The organism is Fretibacterium sp. OH1220_COT-178 (assembly GCF_003860125.1).
In the GTDB taxonomy this organism is placed as follows: domain Bacteria; phylum Synergistota; class Synergistia; order Synergistales; family Aminobacteriaceae; genus CAJPSE01.
Genome location: NZ_RQYL01000006.1, coordinates 73,165 through 94,553, shown reverse-complemented (window position 1 = coordinate 94,553; position 21,389 = coordinate 73,165). Strand labels below are relative to the sequence as shown.

At 63.5% G+C, this 21,389-nt stretch carries 21 protein-coding genes and 1 pseudogene; 2 read left to right on the top strand and 20 right to left on the bottom strand.

The window, feature by feature from the left end:
• Window positions 1-15: 15 nt before the first annotated feature.
• The 3 genes from EII26_RS04340 to EII26_RS04330 all read right to left on the bottom strand — a co-directional run bounded on the left by EII26_RS04340 (window position 16) and on the right by EII26_RS04330 (window position 2,360).
• Window positions 16-489 carry a tripartite tricarboxylate transporter TctB family protein gene (locus tag EII26_RS04340; RefSeq protein ID WP_124887926.1) on the bottom strand — a complete coding sequence of 158 codons (474 nt, stop codon included), beginning with the start codon at window positions 487-489 and terminating at the stop codon, window positions 16-18.
• Window positions 490-597: 108 nt separating this feature from the next.
• On the bottom strand, window positions 598-1,572 hold the full coding sequence (locus EII26_RS04335; RefSeq protein ID WP_124887925.1) for a tripartite tricarboxylate transporter substrate binding protein: 975 nt from the start codon (window positions 1,570-1,572) through the stop codon (window positions 598-600).
• A gap of 110 nt (window positions 1,573-1,682) precedes the next feature.
• Window positions 1,683-2,360, bottom strand: a complete 678-nt coding sequence (locus tag EII26_RS04330; RefSeq protein ID WP_124887924.1) for a GntR family transcriptional regulator — start codon at window positions 2,358-2,360, stop codon at window positions 1,683-1,685.
• A 624-nt stretch (window positions 2,361-2,984) separates the two neighbouring features.
• Here EII26_RS04330 and EII26_RS13670 point away from each other — a divergent pair.
• Window positions 2,985-3,434, top strand: a pseudogene (locus tag EII26_RS13670) (hypothetical protein); the annotation flags it as partial.
• Between the two features lie 122 nt (window positions 3,435-3,556).
• Entirely contained in the window at window positions 3,557-3,748 is a 192-nt protein-coding gene (locus tag EII26_RS13405) for a hypothetical protein (RefSeq protein WP_233572599.1), read from the top strand.
• A 244-nt stretch (window positions 3,749-3,992) separates the two neighbouring features.
• Here EII26_RS13405 and EII26_RS04320 read toward each other — a convergent pair whose 3' ends face one another.
• The 17 genes from EII26_RS04320 to pgm form a co-directional block, all read right to left on the bottom strand.
• Complete coding sequence (locus EII26_RS04320) at window positions 3,993-4,811, bottom strand: DUF4198 domain-containing protein (RefSeq protein WP_124887922.1); 819 nt, start codon at window positions 4,809-4,811, stop codon at window positions 3,993-3,995.
• Window positions 4,812-4,877: 66 nt separating this feature from the next.
• Window positions 4,878-5,042 (bottom strand): FeoB-associated Cys-rich membrane protein, encoded by a 165-nt coding sequence (locus tag EII26_RS04315; protein WP_199735064.1) that lies wholly within the window; start codon window positions 5,040-5,042, stop codon window positions 4,878-4,880.
• A gap of 28 nt (window positions 5,043-5,070) precedes the next feature.
• Window positions 5,071-5,865 (bottom strand): DUF4198 domain-containing protein, encoded by a 795-nt coding sequence (locus tag EII26_RS04310; protein WP_124887921.1) that lies wholly within the window; start codon window positions 5,863-5,865, stop codon window positions 5,071-5,073.
• Between the two features lie 62 nt (window positions 5,866-5,927).
• Entirely contained in the window at window positions 5,928-6,248 is a 321-nt protein-coding gene (locus tag EII26_RS04305) for a hypothetical protein (protein WP_124887920.1), read from the bottom strand.
• A 100-nt stretch (window positions 6,249-6,348) separates the two neighbouring features.
• The gene (gene feoB / locus EII26_RS04300; protein WP_124887919.1) at window positions 6,349-8,871 is read right to left on the bottom strand and encodes a ferrous iron transport protein B; all 2,523 of its coding nucleotides are present in this window, start codon (window positions 8,869-8,871) and stop codon (window positions 6,349-6,351) included.
• Window positions 8,871-9,104, bottom strand: coding sequence for a FeoA family protein (locus EII26_RS04295; protein ID WP_124887918.1), 234 nt, complete (start codon window positions 9,102-9,104; stop codon window positions 8,871-8,873). Before EII26_RS04295 ends, feoB begins: the two co-directional genes overlap by 1 nt.
• A 229-nt stretch (window positions 9,105-9,333) precedes the next feature.
• Window positions 9,334-9,561 carry a ferrous iron transport protein A gene (locus EII26_RS04290; RefSeq protein ID WP_124887917.1) on the bottom strand — a complete coding sequence of 76 codons (228 nt, stop codon included), beginning with the start codon at window positions 9,559-9,561 and terminating at the stop codon, window positions 9,334-9,336.
• 345 nt (window positions 9,562-9,906) lie between these two features.
• On the bottom strand, window positions 9,907-10,962 hold the full coding sequence (locus EII26_RS04285; RefSeq protein WP_158612154.1) for a M42 family metallopeptidase: 1,056 nt from the start codon (window positions 10,960-10,962) through the stop codon (window positions 9,907-9,909).
• Window positions 10,963-11,091: 129 nt separating this feature from the next.
• Window positions 11,092-12,879, bottom strand: coding sequence for an adenine deaminase (gene ade / locus EII26_RS04280; protein ID WP_124887915.1), 1,788 nt, complete (start codon window positions 12,877-12,879; stop codon window positions 11,092-11,094).
• Window positions 12,880-12,946: 67 nt separating this feature from the next.
• On the bottom strand, window positions 12,947-14,608 hold the full coding sequence (ilvD, locus tag EII26_RS04275; protein ID WP_124887914.1) for a dihydroxy-acid dehydratase: 1,662 nt from the start codon (window positions 14,606-14,608) through the stop codon (window positions 12,947-12,949).
• A 94-nt stretch (window positions 14,609-14,702) separates the two neighbouring features.
• A complete protein-coding gene (gene secF, locus EII26_RS04270) occupies window positions 14,703-15,563 on the bottom strand; it encodes a protein translocase subunit SecF (RefSeq protein WP_124887913.1) in 861 nt (286 codons plus the stop codon).
• 12 nt (window positions 15,564-15,575) lie between these two features.
• Window positions 15,576-16,985 (bottom strand): protein translocase subunit SecD, encoded by a 1,410-nt coding sequence (secD, locus tag EII26_RS04265; RefSeq protein WP_124887912.1) that lies wholly within the window; start codon window positions 16,983-16,985, stop codon window positions 15,576-15,578.
• An 89-nt stretch (window positions 16,986-17,074) separates the two neighbouring features.
• Window positions 17,075-17,464: a preprotein translocase subunit YajC gene (gene yajC / locus EII26_RS04260; RefSeq protein WP_233572598.1), complete on the bottom strand. Its 390-nt coding sequence runs from the start codon at window positions 17,462-17,464 to the stop codon at window positions 17,075-17,077.
• A 166-nt stretch (window positions 17,465-17,630) separates the two neighbouring features.
• Window positions 17,631-18,011, bottom strand: a complete 381-nt coding sequence (locus EII26_RS04255; protein ID WP_124887911.1) for a RidA family protein — start codon at window positions 18,009-18,011, stop codon at window positions 17,631-17,633.
• A 111-nt stretch (window positions 18,012-18,122) separates the two neighbouring features.
• Window positions 18,123-19,400 (bottom strand): phosphopyruvate hydratase, encoded by a 1,278-nt coding sequence (eno, locus tag EII26_RS04250; RefSeq protein ID WP_124887910.1) that lies wholly within the window; start codon window positions 19,398-19,400, stop codon window positions 18,123-18,125.
• Window positions 19,401-19,462: 62 nt separating this feature from the next.
• Window positions 19,463-19,747: a S4 domain-containing protein gene (locus EII26_RS04245; protein ID WP_124887909.1), complete on the bottom strand. Its 285-nt coding sequence runs from the start codon at window positions 19,745-19,747 to the stop codon at window positions 19,463-19,465.
• Between the two features lie 11 nt (window positions 19,748-19,758).
• The gene (gene pgm / locus EII26_RS04240) at window positions 19,759-21,384 is read right to left on the bottom strand and encodes a phosphoglucomutase (alpha-D-glucose-1,6-bisphosphate-dependent) (protein ID WP_124887908.1); all 1,626 of its coding nucleotides are present in this window, start codon (window positions 21,382-21,384) and stop codon (window positions 19,759-19,761) included.
• Between the last annotated feature and the right edge of the window lie 5 nt (window positions 21,385-21,389).

The following is a 21,389-nucleotide window of genomic DNA, read 5'->3' as shown; positions in this document are numbered from 1 at the left end:
GGCCAGACCTCCCGTTCAGATGGGGCCGCCCTGGAAAAACGTGGGCAGATTGATCTGAAAACCCTTGACGAAGACAAGCCAGAGCACGAAGGTAAAGGCCGCCGAGAGGAGAAGGTTTTGCCTCCAGCGCCCGGGCTCGTTCGCCAGCATCAGAAGCGTCCAAAGAAAAGGCGCCGTGGAAAGAACGTAGCCCAGCGCATCGAAGGCGAGCCCGTAAGCCGCGCAAGCCATAACCGTGCCGAGGATCAGCTTCCAGTACCCCGGATCCTTGACTTCGGGGGGGCGCTCCGCCTCGCCCCGAAGCGATCGTTTTCGGTCGATGACCAGGACGCCCAGACCGAGAAGGATCATGAGCCCCCCCAAAATGCCCGGGAACATCAGGGGCGCCAGGGCATCGCCAACGGTCGCCCGGGGAAGGTTCCAGGTCATGACGCTATAGGCCGTTCCGGCGGTCAGAGCAAAAAGGCCCACCACGGTATCCCGTCTCAAAGAGATCCCTCCTTGCCGATATCGATGCCAAAGGGTGATGAACCGCTCAAAAATCCGCCTCCCGCGCAAAAACGCAGGAGGCGGACGCAGGTGAGGACAAGCGCCGCCCTACTGCTGTCTGTGCAGGCCGATGTCCTTCAGGAGGTCCTGGTACTCGGCGTTCGTCCTCTCCAAAAAGGCCGCAAATTCGGCGGATCCCATATAAGCCTCGGTCCAGCCGTTTTGCCGGCAGATAGCCTTCCATTCCTCCGTGCCGGCGACCTTGCTCAGGGCGTCCTCCATGAAGGCCCGGGCCTCCTCGGGCATGTCGGGGATCCCAAAGATGCCGCGCCAGTTGATGAATACGGCGTCGATCCCCTCCTCCCGCAGGGTGGGGACATTGGCCAGAGGCCCATCCGCCACGCGCTGCGGGCTGGTCAGGGCAAGGCCGAGGAGCTCCCCCGCCTCGAGGGGCCCCACAATCTCGGCCATGCCGGTGGAGTAGAGGTCGATATGTCCGCCAAGCAATGCGGCCAGAGCCTCTCCCCCCTGGAAAGCGACGTAGGGAATATCCTTGAGGCCCGTCACTCCGGCGGCCTTGGCGGCCTGAAGGAACTGGATATGGTCCATGCTGCCGGGGGAGGAGGCCCCTCCCACCTTAACGCTGCGGGGATCTTTTTTCAGCGCTTCGAAGACGTCCTTGATGTTCCTGTAGGGGGAGTTTTTGGGTACGACAAAGGCCCCGAAGTCGTTGATCATCATGGCGATCGGCGTGACGTTCCTGTAGCTGAGCGGCGTCTGCCCGGTGAGATTGATGAGGAGCAGGGGCGGGGAATAGACGGTGATGACGTGCGGATCCTTCTTGCGGGCGATGTAGGCCAGCGCCACGCCGCCTCCGCCGCCAGGCTTGTTGACCACGGGCATGGCCTGCGTGACGAAACCTTTTTCCTTGAGGACCTTGGTGACCATACGCATTGTCGTATCCCACCCACCGCCGGGTCCCGCCGGTGCGATGCACTCGAACGTCCGGGAGGGAAAATCCGCCGCCCAGGCGGACGCGGCAAAGAGAAGCAAAAAGACCAGGGACAACACTCTCTTCGACATTTTCGAACCTCCTGTCGGTAATGAGCTCTCATGCCAACTCAACGCAAACCTCTTGGCTTACCTCACCGCAAACAGGCCCGGCGCATCCCTCCTCTCTCCGGCAGTCCGGCCTACACGTCGGAGCGCTCCTGGGTAAAAAATTCCACGCAGACCGCCAACGCCGCATCCAAGTGCGCATGAACCAGACTTCCCGCCAGTTTTGCATCCCGGGACTCGACGGCATCCAGAATGGCCCTGTGCTCCCCCACGACCACCGACCGGCGGCTGTCGGAGGAAAGCGTGATCCGCCTGAAACGCGCGAGCTGCTCCCGATAGGTTCCGATCAATTGGATGGTTCGGGGCATACGGCTGGCACGGACAAGCACATTGGTAAACCGTTCGTTGTCGGCGTAAAAGGAATTGTAATCATGCCGGGCAAGGTTTTGTTCGGCATGGTTCAAATGCATCCGCGCCTCCGCGATCTCCGCCGGACGAATTCGGCCCGTAGCGCTCTGGACGGCCATCACCTCGAGGGCCTGCCGGATACGGTAGATCTCCACGATGTCGTCGACGGCCATGTTCCTGACGACGACGCCCCGCCGGGGCAACGCCTCCAGTATCCCGTCCGACTCCAGCATGCGGAAGGCCTCCCGTACCGGAGTGCGGCTGACGTTCAGGCGTTCGGCGATGTCCGACTCGATCAGCCGCTCCCCATCCCCGATCTCGCCCGAGAGGATCGCCTCCTTCAGGCGGTCGTAGATGATCTCACGTATGGGACGGATCTCCTCCAGCCTCAACGCACCCAGCAAACCATCCCCTCCTCGGGTGGGATCGCAAAGGCGACCTCAAATTAGACTGAATCATTCGACTTAGGATACAGCATACCGTATTCCCCCAAAAAGATCAAGCAACATATCGAGGTCAACAAAACCACGGGAAAACAGAGCTCGTGTCGTATAGGGCGCAGGTACCGACCGGAAGGATTTTTTAAAAAAACGGCTTCTCCGTTCTTCCGCTGCCCTTGAAAAATAGGAATGTTTCCCTGTCCCCGCAACAAACTCATTGTGGCCGCATCGAAACCGGCCTCTCGGCTGTCGGCCGGACATTCCTCTCTCATTCCAGTCTCATTCCAGCGACAATAACAATTTTTGCAGTTTCCTCCACGCTCCCATAAACGCGCTTCCCGCCTCCCCGCCATTCCCTCCTTCACTTGCAGCAGGATACGGCACGCATGGCGCACGATACGGCCGACACTCGAACGCAACAAAAACAACAGCGTTCTCGGACGACAAAACCTTACCGCTTCCGGCAGAATCTGCTACGGACAAATTCAGGTCCGCCTCTCTCCGGGAAAATAGGGAGTGCCATGTCATACGAGCAGAGATTTTTTCAATCAACCACTTTTTCATACGATGGGAAGGGGCGTTTAAACGATGTGGGACAAGGACTTCGACACAGGCAAGATGATGGGAGTCCGCCTGAAAACGACGGTCTACTTCGGTCCGGGAGCGATAGCCCAAGACTGCATCTATCCGCTCTTCTCCATAAACGATCCGGCACTGACGACCAAACTGCCGCCCGACCAGACTCGCTACGTCTCGATCGACGCGGTCAATCACGTGATCGAAGCCGCTACAAGCATGGCTGCAAATCCCCTATCTGTCGCTTTCGGGGGCGAGACGGTACGCCCGATCTCCGAGTGCCTGCCAAAGGCCATCGCCAAGCCGGAGGACATTCATGCCCGTTCCTGCTTGCTCTATGCCTCCATGATCGCGGGATCGGGGGTCGACAACAGCCCGCCGCTCTACGCGCATGCACTGGAGCCCCAGCTCAGCGGAATGAAGTCCAAGCGTGCCCACGGACAGGGCTTGTCCGTGCTGCTGCCCGCTGTGGTCCTGGAGTGCTATCCGGACTGCACCAGGATTCCGGCGAAATTGCTCGTCCCGATCGTGCCCGGACTGAAAGGGGAGCCGGGCGAGGCAAGGGCCGCAGCGAAGAGTTCGAAATGCGGCTTTTCTCCGTCGGCGCCACCCAGAAGCTTCAGGACGAGGGCTTTACCGAGGCGGACGTCGATCGCCTCTGCAACCTCGCCCTGGAGACGCCATCGCTGGGGCTTTTGCTCTCGCTGGCCCCGGTCAAGTCCACCCGCGAGCACATCGCCTCGATCTACCGCAACCCCCTGAGACCGCTGGCATAATTCAAACACCAATCCCTCGCATTCCGCCGTTTAAGCAGAAGGCCGCTTTTTCCGCGAGGCATCGGAGCAAACATTTAAGCGGCCGAAGCACCCCGCACGCGCGTTGCCCCTTTGCCCGTCGCGGAATATGAGGGACGGAAAAGCCCCCCGCCGGGAGGCGGGGGGCTTTCGTCCGTGCCGTTGACCCCGTTCTCAATCGATGGATAAAAACGTTCCCGCTCCTTCCGGAGCGGGAACACACACTTTACTCGGCGATCCTGAAGGTCAGGCGGGACACCCAGACGTACTCGTCGGCGACGGCCTTGTCGGGATAGGGGACCTTCACCTCGACGGAGGCGTTCCAAAATCCAGCCTTGACCGGAATGATGTTGATGATGCCGTTCAGGTCGGTCCGGCCCCAGAAGGCCTTGTACTCGTTGACCGGGTCGCCGTCCTTCGCGTCGCCGGTAAACCCGGCGTAGACGGCCTTCACCTCCGCCGTCTTGGCGGGCTTGCCGTCCACAAGCACCTGAACTGGGAAACGCTCTCCCGGCTTCACGGTCGCGGGGTTCACCTGAGGCACCATCTCCAGACGCTGCCCGACCGGCTTGGTGATGACGTTCGTGCTGTCGGCGCCGTCCACGTTCAGGACGAGCTTTGCGAACATCGCCGCCTCCTCGGAATAGGTGGCATCGGCCTTTGTAAGCTCCTTGTACTTGGCCTTGTCCGCCTGCTTCCAGCCCTCGGGCCCCTTGGACCAGAAGGTGGGCTTGTAGTTCCCGAGCACCAGATAGTCGCCCTTCTTCAGATCCGCTTTGACCTCGTAATGGAACTTGTCGGCCCCGGCCTGCTTCATTTCCACGGTTCCCTCGGGGGTGACCAGGCTCTGGGGAATCTCAAAAAGATGCACGCGATCCTCCGGGATGGGCTCGGGGTTGGGAAACTCATGTCCATAGCCTAGATCCGCCTTGAGAAGCCCGTCCTTGTAGTCCGCATTCACCCAGAACTCGTGGGCCTCGGCCGCGACACCGAAGAACACCGCAACACACGCCACAGCAACCAGTACACTAAACGACTTGCGCATAAACATCTTCCTCCTCCTCCGTCCAAGTCGGACAACGCCCTGAGGAAATAACGAATTGGGAGCCGTTCACTCCTTCTCCGGGGGACACTTCTTCTCCCCGCTGCACCCGCAACCACATCCGCCGCAGCCTCCCTTACGCGCCGAGACGGTCCATTTGCGGATCAGGTACCCTCCGGCGGCAAGGGCGATCAGGATGACGACAAGTTCCTGTACGCCCATGAGTTCCAGCACCTTCCTGCGCGCGCAATCCTCGGGCGGGTTACATCTTGGTGGCCTGGACCCAGATCACCGCGTCCTGAGAGAGCTCCTTCCCCTCGAACTCCGTGTCGGGTCCGACGCCCAGGGCGGCGAAACCCCACCAGCCCGCCTTGGGCATGGCAAAGGCGAACGTCCCGTTGGCGTCGGCCTTGATCGTCAGGGTCACGAAGGCGTCGTGCGGGGCCTCGACCATGGCCTTCTTGTCGAAGACGTTCTTCTTCATGTCGGGCTTGTGGTTCATGTACTCCACCTCGATCTCAGCGAAGGGAACCGGCTTGCCCTCGCTCTTCACGACGCCGCGGAACACGCCGCCGGCCCAGATCGCGTAGGGCTTGTCCAGAGGCACGATCTCCGCCTTGAGCCCCATGTCGGCGTCCCAGTCGGTGGGAAGGCTGCCGTTGTTCACGATCAGCTTCGTGATCTGCTGGATGTAGACGTCCTCGGCCTTCTCAAGGTAGGGGGCCGGGACCAGGCAGAAGACGTAGTCGCCCATGCCCTTGAGCTTGAAGGAGGTCTCGAAGGCCTTCCCCTTGTTCTCCAGGCTCGTCCAGGTGATGGGCTTCAGCGTCTTGAGCAGATCGGTCTTCTTCTCCTTGTTCACCACGAAGAACTCCTGCGGAGAGCCCATATCCATCGTGTGCCCCGCCTCGAAGGGGTGCGTGAAGACCAGCTTCAGGGGAACCTCTCCCCCCTTGTCCAGGATCGTCTGGGGCGTGTAGAGCATCTGGAAGTGGGCCGAAGCGGGAAGCGCCGCGGCGAACAGAGCAAAGAGCGACAGCAGTACGATTTTCTTCATAAGCAAAGCACTCCTTTGTGTTTTTTGGCCTACAAACTTCGATATCGGTGCCGGAAACGTCTCTACTTGATCTCGCTGCTCTTTATGGAGAGCTCGTGGCCGGGACCGCCGTCGAAGGTGACGGTGAAGACGCCCTCGGGTTTGTTGAAGGTCAGTTCTCCGCTCTCGTCCAGCTTGCCCTCGAAGACCACCTCGCCCTTGTCGTTGGCCACACGGATGGGAATGTTCGCCGCAGAGGAGCCGTCGGAGAATCCTCCCTCGCACGAGAGCGTGCCGTCGCCGTTGTCCCAGCAGGAGAAGAGCGGGGTGTGGGCCAGCGCCGCCCCGGCCAGCGCCATAACGAATACCGCCGCCACAACGCATGACAACAACTTCCTGTTCATCCTGAAAACCTCCGTTTGAATTTGTATGTCAGTCGAGCGGTTCCTTAAAACCGCAAGCTGCCGAAAATTTCGTCCCTCTTCGAGGGAGCCCGTGTATCCGCTACGTGTAAACCCTTTTGGTCTTGACCAGCCCCAGAAGGATCGTCAGGGTCAGGGGGATCAGGTAGAAGATCCACATCGCCTGGAATCCGCTGAGGCCGAGAGCCGACCCCCCGGAAAACACCAGAACGGCGGTGAGCAGCCCCAGGAAGAGAGGGACGAAGAAGGCGAACAGCATCCACTTGGTGGACCCGGTCTGCACCCGGATGGCCATGATCGTGGGCAGGCAGGGCGGACAGAGGACCATGAAGAGCATCAGGGCCATCGCGTGCAAGGGGGTAAGATCACCCTCCTGCTGCTTCATCCGCTGCTCCAGCGTTCCGGCATCCTTCGATTCGGCTTCCCCCTCGCCCGGTTCCTTGATGTAGAGGGCGCCGAGGGTGGAGACGCTGTTTTCCTTGGCCGCCAGCGTGCTGAGCACGGCGACGTTGACGCGCCAGTTGAAGCCCGCATACCTGGAAATGGGCTCCAGGGCACGGCCGACCTTACCCAGAAGGCTGTTGTCGATGCGCTCCTTGCGGATGGCCGTCAGCGTATTGGTCCGGAAGGTGAGGAGCTTCTTGAGCTCCTTCTCGAGCGCCTTCGCCTCGGGATCCTTCTTGTTCTGGACGATCTCGAAGAAACCGGGGTTCTTGGCCCCGTAGGCCTTCTTGGACTCGGCGGAGGCCCCGGACTTGAGCAGCTCCCGGTAGCCCTGCTGGAACAGGATCAGATCGAGGACATCCTTTTCGTCCTTGAGCCCCTCGCCAAACTTCGTTCCCCTGGCCTTGTCCAGGAAGGTCTGAACGGCCCTGTCCTTCTCCGCCTCGTAATGGGCCCTGCGCTCCGGAGACAGTCCGGGGAACTGAAGCAGGACGAAGAGGACGACGGCCACGGCGGCGACGACGGTGGTTATCTTCTTGATGTAGAGCCATATCCGCTCGATCGCACGGCCCAGGACCCCCCGAAGGGTGGGAAGGTGATAGGGCGGCATCTCCATGATGAAGGGGGCCGTCTCCTTGTGGCGCAGCACCGTCATCGAGAGGATCTTCGCTATCGGCAGCACGAAGAGCAGGCTGATCGTCTGGATGAAGACGATCACGACACTCTGCTGGCTCACCTCGCCAAACAGGGGCAGGCGCACCGTCTCGTTGAAGTAGATGCTGATGAGCAGGAAATACAGGGGAAGCTTGGCCTGACAGTTGAGCATGGGAAGGGTCAGGATGGTCGCCAGCTTCGACTTCTCGTCGGGAATGCCCTTGGTGGCCATGACCGCCGGCACCGCACAGCCGCCCAGGACGACGCCGCCCAGGATCATCGGCAGGGTGGATTGCCCGTGGAGCCCGAAACGGCTCAGGATTCGGTCCAGAACGAACGCGATGCGCGGCATGTATCCGCTGTCCTCCAGCACCGCGATGAGGGCGAAGAGGATGAAGAAGATCGGGATGTAGTTGAAGAGCGCGTTCAGGTTGTCCACGATCCAGAGCACGAACTCCCGCAACAGGGGAAGCTCGATGAGCCCGGGCTGCGGAAGGATTCCCTCCGCGAAACTGCGAAAACCCGCGAGGATGGGCCAGGTGTACTGGGTCAGGTTGTAGCCCTGAATGAACGAGAGATAATAGAACCCGTAGATGACGAAGAGCAGAAAGACGGGGCCGAAGAACTTGTTGCACACCGCCCGGTCGATGCGCTCGGAGATGGGCGCCTTGCCCGTATCCTTTTTGGTCACGAACCGGCCGGCGATGGCCGCAGCCCTGCGGCTGCGCTGCCCGGAAATGTAGAGGTCGGCGCCCATCCCCTTCTCCCCTTCAAACGCCTCCCGCAGGACCTCCGCCCTCTCCAGGACGGCCGCGCCCCCCCCGACCTTCTCACGCACCAGGGCGAGGACCTCGGGATCGGCCTCCATCAGCTTGACGGCTATCCAGGACAGGGGAAAGGTGTCCTTGAGGGCGTTCTCGCGCTCCAACAAGACCTCCAGCTCCCTCAGGGCATCCTTCAGGTCGGGGTAGAGCTCGGAGGCGGCAAGGCTCGTCCGGGCATTCGACCGGGACATGTCGGCGATGGCGGCGAAGAGCTCCTCGCGGCCGCGGCCCTGGGTGATGGCCGTCGTGACGATGGGGGCGCCAAGCTCGCGGGAAAGCCCCGGGACGTCGATGGCGATGCCCAGCCCCTCGGCCACATCCATCATATTGAGGGCCAGCACCAAGGGAATCTCCATCTCCAGAAGCTGGAGCGTCAGATACAGGCTGCGCTTGAGGTTCGCGGCGTCCATGACGTTCACGACCGCCGACAAGGGCTCCTTGAGGAGCACGTCCCGCGTGACCCGCTCCTCGGGGGAATAGGACGTCAGGCTGTAGGTTCCCGGAAGATCGATGACCTCCACGTCCTCGCCGTCCCGCTTGTACCAGCCCATCATCTTGTCGACGGTCACGCCGGGATAGTTGGCCACAAATTGCTTCGCGCCCGTCAGGCTGTTGAACACCGTGGACTTACCGCAGTTCGGCTGCCCCGCCAGGGCGACAGTTTTTTTGGCTTTCTGCTCCATCAGATCTTCTTCACCTTCACGAAACGAGCTTCTTCGCGGCGCAGGTTGACGAGCGCCCCCTCGGCATCCACCTCGATAGGGTCGCCCAGGGGCGCCCTGCGGACAACCTTTGCCGCGACCCCCGGATAGAGCCCCATATCCACCAGTCTCTGCGCAAGCATTCCCTTGCCCTCCAGCCCGATGACCAATCCGGACTCCTCCGGGTTCAGATCCGCCAAAGTCATATCACTCATCGTTTTCCACCTATGCCTGAACAAAGACGTATGTCCCCACCGACTCGCCCGGGAATTCCCCCTGCGGGTGCGCGGGGCCCCCATTAACAAGCAAAAACAGCAGCTCGTTTGACAACACCTCAGGAAAGCCACGCCGCCCCGGCTCGTGCCGCGCACTTCGGGAAGGTTTCCCCGCAAATCCCCGGGTTGCGCGTAAAGTCCCCGGAAAGAAGCCGAGCTTCACAAACGCCTAAGCCTCCCTCACCAAAAGGCTCATGGCCACCTCCTGATCCAGGGCCAGACAGCTTTCGCCCTCCTGGAGCTTGACGATGACGTCGCCATCCCGATCCTGCAGAAGGGTGAGATAGCTCCCTTCGCCCAACCCCAGGCTTTCGAGGTGTTTCGACATCCTGGGATTACTGCCGGACTTCAATACGGTCAATTTCGTGTTCATCGGTGCCGACAACAAGGGAAACATTCGGGGCCTCCTGTAAGCTCTCGCTCAGCATTGTTTGATTTAACGGCAATTTAACCGGAACTTGCTGAAACTATTTTAGCACACAAACTTTATCTCGACATACGGGAAAGAGGCCGTAACTTCGAGCTTCCGTCAAACAAAACTCGAGCTTACGGCCTCTCATTTTTAGCGTAGAATGACTGCAGGTCAAACTTACTTGACTCGGTGGCAAAGACCGGAACCGCATGGACATGAACCTGTGCGGCGGGCATCAGGGGCTTGACGGAAGCGCTCGGATGATCGACGCGTTCAAATCGGCTTGGTGTCCGCTCTTGAAAAACGGCTGCGCAGAGTTTCTTGCAGAGGTCAGGCGAGCTCCGCCTGAAGATAGGCCGCCAGAAGCCGTACCGTGGCATCCACGGCATCGAGGTGCGTCCGCTCGTAGTGGTGCGTCGCCTCCGCGCCGGGGCCGAAACAGATTGCGCGCACGTCCTTGCCGCTTTTGACGCTGACCGATGCGTCCGAGGCGTAGTTGATGTAGGCATCGATCCGGTAGGGAATCCCCTCCCCCTCCGCCAGACGCTTCAGCTGGAGTACGGCCTCGCGGTCATAGGGCATGGCCCCGTCGCGCGAGACGATCGTGACGGCGTGCTCGCTGGAGGCGCACCCCTCGGCCACTACGCCGATGTCCACGGCCGCGACCTCGACGGTTTTGGCCGGGATCACGGGGGTGCCGTGCCCGATCTCCTCGTAGTTGCTGACGTAGAGATGCGTCGTGTGGGCCGGGCTCAGCCCCTGCTCCCGCATGGCCTTGACGGCCCCCATCATGACGGCCACCCCCAGCTTGTCGTCCAGAAAACGGGACTTGAGATACCCCGTCTCCGTCAGCTCGCTTCTGGGGTCGAAGAAGACCAGGTCCCCGCAGTGGATCCCCAGGGCCTCCGTGGTCTCCTTGGAGTCCGTCCGGGTGTCCAGCCGCACCTCCACGTTGTCCAGATCGTGGGGCTCGTTGCGCACGGCCTCGGCAAAGGCGTGTCGAGCCGCATGGTCCGGCAGCAGCGTGCCGCGGTACTCCCGCCCCTCCAGGGTTCGGACGAAGCAGTTCTCCCCCGCAAAGCTGCGCCAGTCGAACCCGCCCAGCGGAAAGAGCCGAAGCCTGCCGTTCGGCTTGATCAGGCGCACGGTGGCCCCGAGCGTGTCGATGTGGGCGGCCACCACCCGGTGCCGCTCGTCGTCGGCGCCCTTCCACGTGGCGATGATCGCCCCCTTGTTCGTCTCGCGGTAGGGAATGCCCAGCGCCTCGAACTCGCGTGCCGTCCGCTGCACCGCCTCTCCGCAGTCCCCCGCGACCGACGGGATGGCCAGCAGCTCCAGGGTCAGGTTCACCACGTAATCCAGAATACGATCCTTGTTGAAAGACAATCCGTATGCCCCCTTGATCAAAAAATCGATGCCGCAAGTTTAGCAGAGGACCGGCCCTCTGTCCCGCAGAAACAGAAAGCCGGTCCCCAAAACGTTCGAAAAGTATGGCCCGATGGAGGAGCCCCTCCCTCAGACGAAGAGCTCCGTAAAGCGATAGTTCACCGTATCGATCAGCCCGCGGTTCGTCAGCCGCAGCTCCGGCAGGACGGCGAGCGGCAGCAGGGCCATCGTCATGAAGGGCGACTCCAGGTCGCACCCCAGCTCCTTCCATGCGGCATCCAGCTCGACCACCTTCTCGGCGATCGCCGGCGCCTCCTCCTCGCTCAGCAGCCCGGCGATCGGCAGAGGCAGGAGCGCCAGCACACGGCCGTCCCGAACGGCGACCATGCCGCCCCCGCAGCCGGCCAAAGTGTTGCCCGCCAGGGCCATGTCCGCGTCGTTGGTCCCCACGATCATCAGGTTGTGCGCGTCGTGCGCCACCGTGGAGGCCACCGCCCCGCCCTTCAGACGGAACCCCTTGACGAACCCCCGGCCCATCGTCCCGGTGTTTTTGTGGCGCTCCACCACGGCGAGCTTCACGATGTCGTGGCTCAGGTCCGCCGGAACATGGCCGTCCCGGACCGGCATGTCGATCTCCCGGGCATAGGTCCCGACCCGGGCCTCGATGATCTCGATCACGCGCGTCCGGACGCTCGTACCGCTCCCCTCCGGCGCCGGGACGCGGAAGTCCGCCTCCGACAACGGACGCTTGAGGTGACAGGTGTTCTTCACGAAATCGGGGTAGACCGCCCTCTCGATCTCCACGACGAGCTTGCCGTCCTCCGCGACCAGCTCCCCGTCGATGAAGACCTTCCGGACGTCCACCCGGGCCAGGTCCGCGAGGAGCAGGATGTCCGCGCACCGGCCCGGAGCGATGCTGCCGAGGTCCCGATCCATGCCGTAGCACTGCGCGACGTTGAGGGTCGCCATCTGCACGGCCGTGATCGGGTCCACTCCCTCCGAGACCGCGCGCCGGACGATGTGGTCCATGTGTCCGAGGGAGAGCAGGGTGTCCGGGTGGGTGTCGTCGCTGATGAGCGTGGCGAAGCGCGTGTCGATGCGCCGCTCGGTGACGCTCTTGATCACCTCGGCCAGATCCCGCCACGCCGACCCCTCCCGAAGCTGCGCGTACATGCCCAGGCGCATCTTGGCCAGGGCGTCCTCGCGCCGGACGGACTCGTGGCAGCAGCGGATCCCGGACGCGATATAGGCGTTCAGCCCCTGCCCCGTCTCGGGCATGGAGTAGTGTCCCGTGATCGTCTTTTCCCGGTCGAGGGTGGCGTAGAGCTCGCGGTGGATGTCCGGGTCCCCTCCCAGCACGCCGGGGAAGTTCATCATCTCTCCCAGCCCGCAGACGCCGTCCAGCGCCATGAACTCGGCGACGTCCTCCGGGGTGATGGTCGCACCGGCGTCCTCGAAGGCGGGGACGGCCGGGACGCAGGAGGGCATGACCGTAAAGACCTTGAGCGGCGTGGCCTTCGCGTCGTCGATCATGAAGCGCACGCCCTCCTTGCCCAGGACGTTGGCGATCTCGTGGGGGTCCGGGTAGATGGCCGTCGTCCCGTGCGGGATCACGGTCCGGGCGTACTCGCGCACGTTCATCATGCTGCTCTCCACATGGATGTGGCCATCCATGAAGCCGGGCGTGGCGTACATCCCGTCGGCCTCGACGACCCGGGTCCCCTCCCCAATCGTATGGGACGCGTCCCCGACCAGCGCAACGCGTCCGCAGACTATGGCGATATCCATCCTTTCCAGGATCTCGGCGGTGTGGACGTTGACCAGCCGAACGTTTCTGATGACCGTCTCCGCAGGCTCCCGCCCCATGGCGACGCCGACGAGCTTCACCGTGACATCCTTAAGCGCGTGTCCTTTCATCGCAGCAACCTCTCCTTTTACTCGTTTTCCCCAAGACACATCGAACGCAAAAACCGCAGGCACAAGCTCAGGAACGAAACACTGCCCCCTCCGCTCCACCGGTCACAAAGGAGCGATAGCGGTCCAGGAAGGCGCTGCCGCTCCCCTTGCTCGGCGGAACCCAAGCCCCGCGGCGGCGTTCCAGCTCCGCATCCTCGACGAGGAGCGCTATCCTGCGGTTCGGGATGTCGATCTCGATCGTGTCCCCCTCGTGGATCAGAGCGATCGTCCCCCCCTCGGCGGCCTCGGGCGAAACGTGCCCGATGGAGGCCCCCCTCGACGCCCCGGAGAAACGTCCGTCCGTGACGAGCGCCACGGAACCGTCCAGGCCCATCCCCGCCAGCAGGGAGGTCGGCCCCAGCATCTCGCGCATCCCCGGCCCCCCGCGGGGCCCCTCGTACCGGATGAGGACGACGTCGCCCGGGACGATTTTCCTTTCCATGATGGCGCGGGTCGCATCCTCCTCGTTCTCGAAGACACGGGCCGGCCCCCTATGGACCATCATCTCGGGCAGCACGGCCCCCTGCTTGACGACGCAGCCGGAGGCGGCGAGATTTCCCTTCAGCACCGCGATGCCGCCCTCCTTGTGGACCGGATCGGCGAGCGGGCGTATGACCGCGTCGTCCGCCTCGGGGGCCATCCTCAGATTGAGCTCCAGCGGCTCGCCCGTCGCGGTCATGCAGCCGGTGTCGAGCAGGCCGCCCTCGGCCAGACGGCGCATCAGGGCCCCGATCCCCCCGGCGCGGTACAGGTCGTACATGTAGTGCTTTCCGCCCGGGCTCATGCTGCACAGGTGCGGCGTCCTGCGGCTGACCGCGTCGATGCGCTCGAGAGGGAGCTTCAGGCCGGCGGCATGGGCGATGGCCGGAATGTGAAGGCAGCTGTTGGTGGAGCCGCCCAGGGCCATGTCCACCGTCAGAGCGTTGTCGAGGGCCCGCTCCGTAACGATGTCGCGCGGACGGATGTTCCGCTCCAGCAGCATCATGACGGCCCGCCCCGTCTCCTTGGCGAGGCGCTCCCGCTCGGAGTAGACGGCCGGGATCGTCCCGTTTCCGGGCAGGGCCATCCCCAGCGCCTCGATCACGCAGTTCATGGTGTTGGCCGTGAACATTCCCGCACAGGAGCCGCAGGTGGGGCAGGAGTTCCGTTCGGTGCGGGCCAGGGCCTCCGCGTCGATCCGCCCGGACGCATAGGCCCCAACCGCCTCGAAGGTGCTCGACAGATCGAGCCCCCGATCCGCCCCGCGGCCGGGGAGCATGGGGCCTCCGCTGATCAGGATCGCGGGAACGTTCAGGCTCAGTGCGGCCATCGCCATGCCCGGGATGATCTTGTCGCAGTTCGTGATCAGCACCAGGGCGTCCAGAGCATGCGCCTGGGCCATCACCTCGATGGAGTCCATGATCAGCTCCCGGCTGGGCAGGGAGTAGCGCATCCCCTCGTGGTTCATCGCCAGGCCGTCGCAGACCCCTATGGAGGGAAACTCCAGGGGAAGGCCTCCATGCGCGTAGATCCCCGCCTTGACCGCAGCGGCGATGCGGTTCAGATGGATATGTCCCGGAATGATGCCGTTGTAGGCATTGACCACTCCGACCCAGGGCCGGCCGATCTCCCAATCCGTGTACCCGTTCGCGTACATCAGGGAACGATGGGGGGCACGCTGTGCCCCTTTCTTGACTTTGTCGCTTCTCATCTCGATCCCTCCCCTCCTCCGCCCTTCAGTACCAAAAGGGCGGTCCTGAAAGGGCCGCCCTCGAAACAGCATAATCCTCCAAATGGAGCCAGGCCTACTCCGGCTTGCAGAGCCACCACTCGACCAGCGACCCCGTGGCGACGAAGATCGAGCTGTAGGTGCCGGCCACGATGCCGACGAGCATGGCGTAGCTGAAGGCCTGAAGCACGGGCCCGCCCCAGACGCACAAAGCGATGACGGGGAAGAGGGTCGTCAGGGTCGTGTTGATGGTGCGCGAGAACGTCTGGTTCACGGACCGGTTGACCAGATCGACGATCCCGTCCTTCGGCAGGCTCCTCCAGTTCTCGCGGATGCGGTCCAGGATGATGATCGTGTTGTTCAGCGAATAGCCGACGATCGTCAGAAGAGCCGCGATGAACGAGGAGGCGATCTCCATCTGGGTGAGGCTGAAGAAGCCCAGCGCGATCAGCACGTCGTGCACCAGGGGGACGACGCTCACCACCGCGAAGCGGAACTGGAAGCGCACCGTGATGTAGATCAGAATGGCGACCAGGGCGATGGAGATGCCGACGACCGCCTGGTTGCGCAGCTCGCGGCCCACCACGGGACCGACCTTCTCGAACCCGATGACCTTCATGTCCGCATACTTGTCGTTCAGGACCTTGAGCACCTGCTCGCGGCTCTGTTCCGTATCCTCGTTGGTGCGGATGATGATGCCCTTCTCGCCGAAGTTCTGGATCATGGCCCCCTTGGCGACGACGGCGGAAACCACCTCGCGCACGCTGGCCACGTCGGGACGATTCTCGAACTCCACCTGGATGACGTTGCCGCCCGTGAAGTCGATGCCGAGGTTCAGCCCCTTGAAGAGCAGCAGCCCCACGCTGATGACGCACAGGACGAGGCTCAGGACGAGCGCCGGCCTGCGGTACCCCATAAAGTTGATGTTGAATCCCATCGCGCCCACCTCCTAGCTTCGCCTCAGGGCGTTCTGCTTCCGGCTCATGAAAATCTGAAGGAGAGCGCGGGTGACGACGACATTGGCGAACACGCTGGCCACAAGGCCGATGGAGAGCGTGACGCCGAAGCCGCGGACGGACCCGGAGCCGAAGTAGAAGAGCACGACGGCTGCGATCAGCGTGGTGATGTTCGAGTCGAGGATCGTCACCAGCGCCTTCCGGAAGCCCGCATCCAGGGCCGCAAGAGGCGTCTTCCCGGCCCGCATCTCCTCACGGATGCGCTCGTAGATCAGGACGTTGCCGTCGACCGCCATGCCGATCGTCAGAATGATACCCGCGATGCCGGGCAGGGTGAGAGTCGCGTTGAAGGCGATCAGCCCGGCAAAGACCAGGAGCATGGTCACGGCCAGGGCGACATCCGCGGCGAGGCCTCGGAACTGGTAGTAGATCAGCATGAAGACGAGCACCATGACCGCTCCGAAAAGCCCCGCCTGGAGTCCCTGGCGGACGGAATCGGCGCCCAGGCTGGGGCCGACCGAACGGTTCTCGGCGATCTCGACCGCCACCGGCAGGGCACCGGCCTTGAGCATGATGGCGAGCCGGGAGGCCTCCTCCGGCGTGAAGCGCCCAGTGATCTGGGCGTTTCCGCCCGCGATGCGGTCCTGAACGACGGGCGCGGAGATCACCACGCCGTCGAGCACGATGGCGATCTGCTTGTCCACCAGACGCGCCGTGGCCTCCTCGAAGAGCCTCGCGCCCTCCGCGTTGAAGGAGAGCGAGACCCCCATACGACCCAGGTGATCCGGGTTGATCGAGGCGTCCTTCAGCTCCTTGCCGGAGAGGAGCACCTTGCCCAACAGGTAATAACGCCCCTCCTGCATCTCCCCTCGGTCATCCTCGCCTGGGGCGACGATCGCCCCCTCGATCCCCGCCGCTCGGACCGCGAAGTCCGCGCTGGCGTTGCCTCCCAGCTCCGCAGCCGCCCTCCAGCGCTCCTGCGCGCGGGCAAACTGCTCGTCGCTGTCGTAGTTCTTCCTCTCCGGCGAGGGAGGGGGCGGGGCGCTGACGTCCAGCACCTCGCGAAAATCCAGCTGCGCGGTCTTGCCGATCAGCTCCAAAGCCGCATTCGGATCCTGAATTCCCGGAAGGTCGATGATGATCCTGTCCTGGCCGCTCTTCTGAATGATCGGCTCCGCAACCCCGTACTGGTCCACACGGTTGCGAAGAACGGCCAGCAGACGATCGATGCTGTCCTCTCCCATCGGGGCCTCCGGAGTGTCCTTGGCCTGAAGAACGATATGCGCGCCGCCCTTCAGGTCCAGTCCGAGGTTGAGCCGCCCCACCACGGGCCACGCATAGGCGAGCGCGGCAACAACGACGATCACCACGACCCAAAGCCGCAGACGATCTCTACGAATCATGCTTATCCCCCTGCATCCAAATTACCGCAGCGGCCCCGGGCCCGAACGGGCCGGGGACGCGCCGCGACGTGTGTTGCGCCATCCGCCCTCTATTGGTCCTTCTTCTCCTCGGCCGCAGGCGCCGACGCCGAGACGACCCTCTTGGTCTGAACGGCGGACTTGAGGATTCGCACCTTCACGCCCTCCGCCAGCTCCACCAGGAACGTGTCGTCGCGCACCTCGCGCACCGTGCCGAAAAACCCGCCGATCGTCACGATCTGGTCGCCGCGGCCGATGCTCGAGATCAAGTTGTCGTGCTGTTTCTGACGCTTGCGTTGAGGACGGATGATAAAGAAATAAAAGATGAGGACGAATATCGCCAGGGGGAAAAGCATCCCCATCATGCCCTGTGCGCCTCCCGCAGCACCGCCCTCGCCCGCCGTTCCGCCGCCGGGCGCTCCGCAGGGAGAGACCGCCGTCGTCGTCGCCTGATCCGCCATTAAAAACTCCTCCTTAAAGAGATAAATAAAATCGTTTCAGCACAAAATTACCCCTCGACGGAAACACGAGCACCCGGCGAGAGGCACGACTCGCAATGGATCGGTATTTTTGAATTATAGCAGACCGCGCCGCAGGGCGACGCGGTCCAGAGCTATCCGGCTGAGGTTACGCCTTCCAGGCCACGACCTCGATCTCGACCTGCGCGTCCTTGGGCAGTCCCTTGACGGCGACGAAGGAACGCGCCGGAGGGTTCTCGCCGAAATACTTGATGTATACGCCATTGACGGCCGCGAAATTCGCCATATCCGTCGCGAACACCGTAGTCTTGACGACATCCTGCATGGAGTAGCCCGCGGCCTCGACGATCCCCTTCACGTTCTCCAGAACGCGGACGGCCTGATCCTCCACGGAGCCCTCCACGATCGCCCCGGTCTTGGGGTCCAGCGGGGTCTGCCCGGAGACGTACAGAAACTGCCCGGCCTGGACGGCCTGGCTGTAGGGGCCGATGGCCGCAGGCGCTTTGTCGGTGCTGACGATCTTCTTCATGAACGTATTCCTCCTGAATAGAGATATCGATTGACGGGGCGGCGCCCCGCCGAAAAATGTACCGGCCCCCTCCCCCGCCGAGGCAGGAGCCACGGCTTCCGAAGGCCCGCCCTACTTGCGGGAGAACAGGCTCAGCCCGGCGTAACGCGCGTTCTCGCCCAGTTCCTCCTCGATGCGGAGCAGCTGGTTGTACTTGGCCACGCGGTCCGTACGGGCGATGCTGCCCGTCTTGATCTGGCCGGCCCGCGAGGCCACGGCCAGGTCGGCGATGAAGGTATCGGCCGTCTCGCCCGAACGGTGCGAGATCACCGAGGCATAGCCCGCCAGGGTCGCCATCCGGATGACCTCCAGGGTCTCGGAGACGGTCCCGATCTGATTCAGCTTCACCAGTACGGCGTTGGCGATCCCCCGCTCGATCCCGCGCCCCAGAATCTCGGGGTTGGTCACGAACAGGTCGTCGCCGACCAACTGGACCCTGCCGCCCAGGGCCTGGGTGAGCGCCGTCCAGCCCTCCCAGTCGTCCTCCGCCATCCCGTCCTCAATCGAGAGGATGGGATAGTCCTTGACCAGGCCCTCGTAATACGCGATGAGTTCCGCCGCCGAGAACGTCTTCCCCTCCCCGGCGAAGACGTAGCTGCCATCCTTGAAGAATTCGGACGAGGCGACGTCGAGCGCGAAGCCGATATCCGTGCCCGGCGCGTAGCCGGCCTTGTTCACCGCCTCCATCAGTAGGTCCAGGGCCTCCCGGTTGCTCCCGAGGTTCGGGGCGAAGCCCCCCTCGTCCCCCACGCCCGTCGCGTAGCCGCGCGCCTTGACGCACTCCTTCAGAGCGTGGTAGGTCTCCGTACCCATGCGCAGCGCCTCGGAAAAGGAGGACGCCTTGTGCGGCACGATCATGAACTCCTGGATGTCGACGTTGTTGTCCGCATGGGCGCCGCCGTTGATGACGTTCATCATCGGGGTGGGCAGGATGTACGCCCCCACGCCTCCCAGATAGGCCCAGAGGGAGAGCCCGTGGCTCTGCGCCGCAGCCCGGGCGGCCGCCATGGAGACGCCCAGGATGGCGTTGGCCCCGAGGTTCGACTTTCCGGACGTCCCGTCCAGCTCCAGCATGGCGGCGTCGAGCCCTCCCTGATCGTCGGCATCCAGACCGATGAGCTCGGAAGCCAACTTGTCGTTGACGTTCTCGACGGCCTTCAGGACCCCCTTGCCGCAATAGCGAGGCCCCTTGTCCCTGAGCTCGAGGGCCTCGTGAACGCCCGTCGAAGCCCCCGAGGGAACGGCGGCCCTTCCGAAGCTGCCGTCCTCCAAAAAGACGTCGACCTCCACCGTGGGGTTGCCCCTGGAGTCCAATATCTCCCTGCCGTGAATTCCGACTATCATAGCCATGCCCTACCGCTCCCTTCCTTTTTCGAATGCCGGTCTCATTATAGAACAACCCGAGGGCGCGGTCACTCGGAGGGCCAGGGGCTCTGGTCCGGCATCACGGCACGCTCCTCGACCGCTTCCCAGGAGACCGTCCCGGGCCGCCTCAGAAGCGCCTCCTCCGCGCAGAGCACGCGGACCTTCAGGACCCGGTTCATGTAGGCCACCTCGAGCACGGCCCCCTCCCGCACCTCGGCGGAGGACTTGCAGGAGCGGCCGTCCAGGCGGACGGCCCCCAGTTCGATCATCTCCTGAGCCGCATTGCGGCGCTTGACCAGGCGGGCCAGCTTCAGGAACTTGTCGAGCCTCATCCCGTGCCCCCTCAGACCGCGTCGGAGACGATCCGTTTCGCCTCCTCCTGGATGCGCTTCAAATGTTCCTCCCCCACGAAGCTCTCCGCATAGATCTTGCAGAGATCCTCCGTCCCCGAGGGGCGGGCCGCAAACCATCCGTTTTCGGTCACAACCTTGAGCCCGCCGATCGGCGCCCCGTTGCCCGGCGCGCAGGTCAGCCGCGAGACGATCGGATCGCCCGCGAGGGTGTCGGCCCTCACCTGCTCGGGCGACAGCTTCGCCAGGGCCGCCTTGCGCTCCGGCGTGGCGGGCGCGTCGATGCGTGCGTAGCGGGAAGCGCCGTACCGCGCGGTCAGCTCCTCGTAGTGCCGGGAGGGGTCCTTGCCCGTCACCGCCAGGATCTCCGCGGCCAGCAGATCCATGATGATCCCGTCCTTGTCGGTGGTCCAGACCGAGCCGTCGCGACACAGGAACGACGCCCCGGCGCTCTCCTCCCCGCCGAAGCCCATGGAGCCGTCGAGCAGACCGTCCACGAACCATTTGAACCCGACGGGCACCTCGCAGAGCCTGCGGCCCAATCCCTCCGCGACGCGGTCGATGATGGAACTCGACACCACGGTCTTGCCCACGGCCGCATCCGGCCGCCAGCGCGCGCGGGTGGAGAAGAGGTGCTGCACGGCCACGGCCAGGTAGGCGTTGGGATTCATCAACCCCGAGGGGGTCACGATGCCGTGCCGGTCATAGTCCGTGTCGTTGCCGAAGGCCACGTCGAACCGATCCTTCATCCGGACCAGATTCGCCATCGCCCACGGGGACGAGCAGTCCATGCGGATCTTGCCGTCGTGGTCCGGGGGCATGAAGGAGAAGGTGGGGTCGAGCTCGGGGTTCACGACCTCCAGATTCTTCAGGCCGTAGAGATCGGCGATCGGCTCCCAATAGCCGATGCCCGCCCCGCCCAGGGGATCCACCCCGATGTGCAGGTCCGCGCCCGCGATGGCCTCCATGTCGATAACGTCCGCGAGCGCCCGGACGTAGGGCATGACGTAATCGTAAAACACCGTGGTGTCGAGCTTCAGCGCCCGTTCGAAGGGGACGCGCCGCACGGCCTCCACGCCGTTCCGGATCAGCTCGTTGGCGCGCCTTTGAATCTTCGAGGTGATCTCCGGCGAGGCGGGGCCGCCGCTTGGAGGATCGTACTTGATGCCTCCATCCTCCGGCGGGTTGTGCGAGGGAGTGATCACCAGGCCGTCGGCCTGGCCCCGCGCCCCGCGCTCCCGGTTATGCCGGAGAATCGCACGGGAGACCACGGGCGTAGGAGTCGGGGAAAGGCCCTCCTGCAGGACGATCGTCACGCCGCCGGCCGCCAGGACCTCCACGCAGGTCCGGAGCGCGGGCTCGGACAGAGCGTGCGTATCCGCGCCAATGTAAAGGGGGCCCGTGATGCCCGCCTCGAGGCGGTGTTCCGCGACGGCCTGCGCGACGGCCGTGATATGCGCCTCGTTGAAGCTCTTGCGGGACGAGGAGCCTCGGTGCCCGGACGTCCCGAAGGCCACGAGCTGCGCTCCGTCGTCGGGGTCGGGACCGAGGGTGTAGTAATCGCTGATCAGCCCGGGAATGTCCACCGTTTTGCGTATCGATCCGGAATCCGCCCTCATGAAAA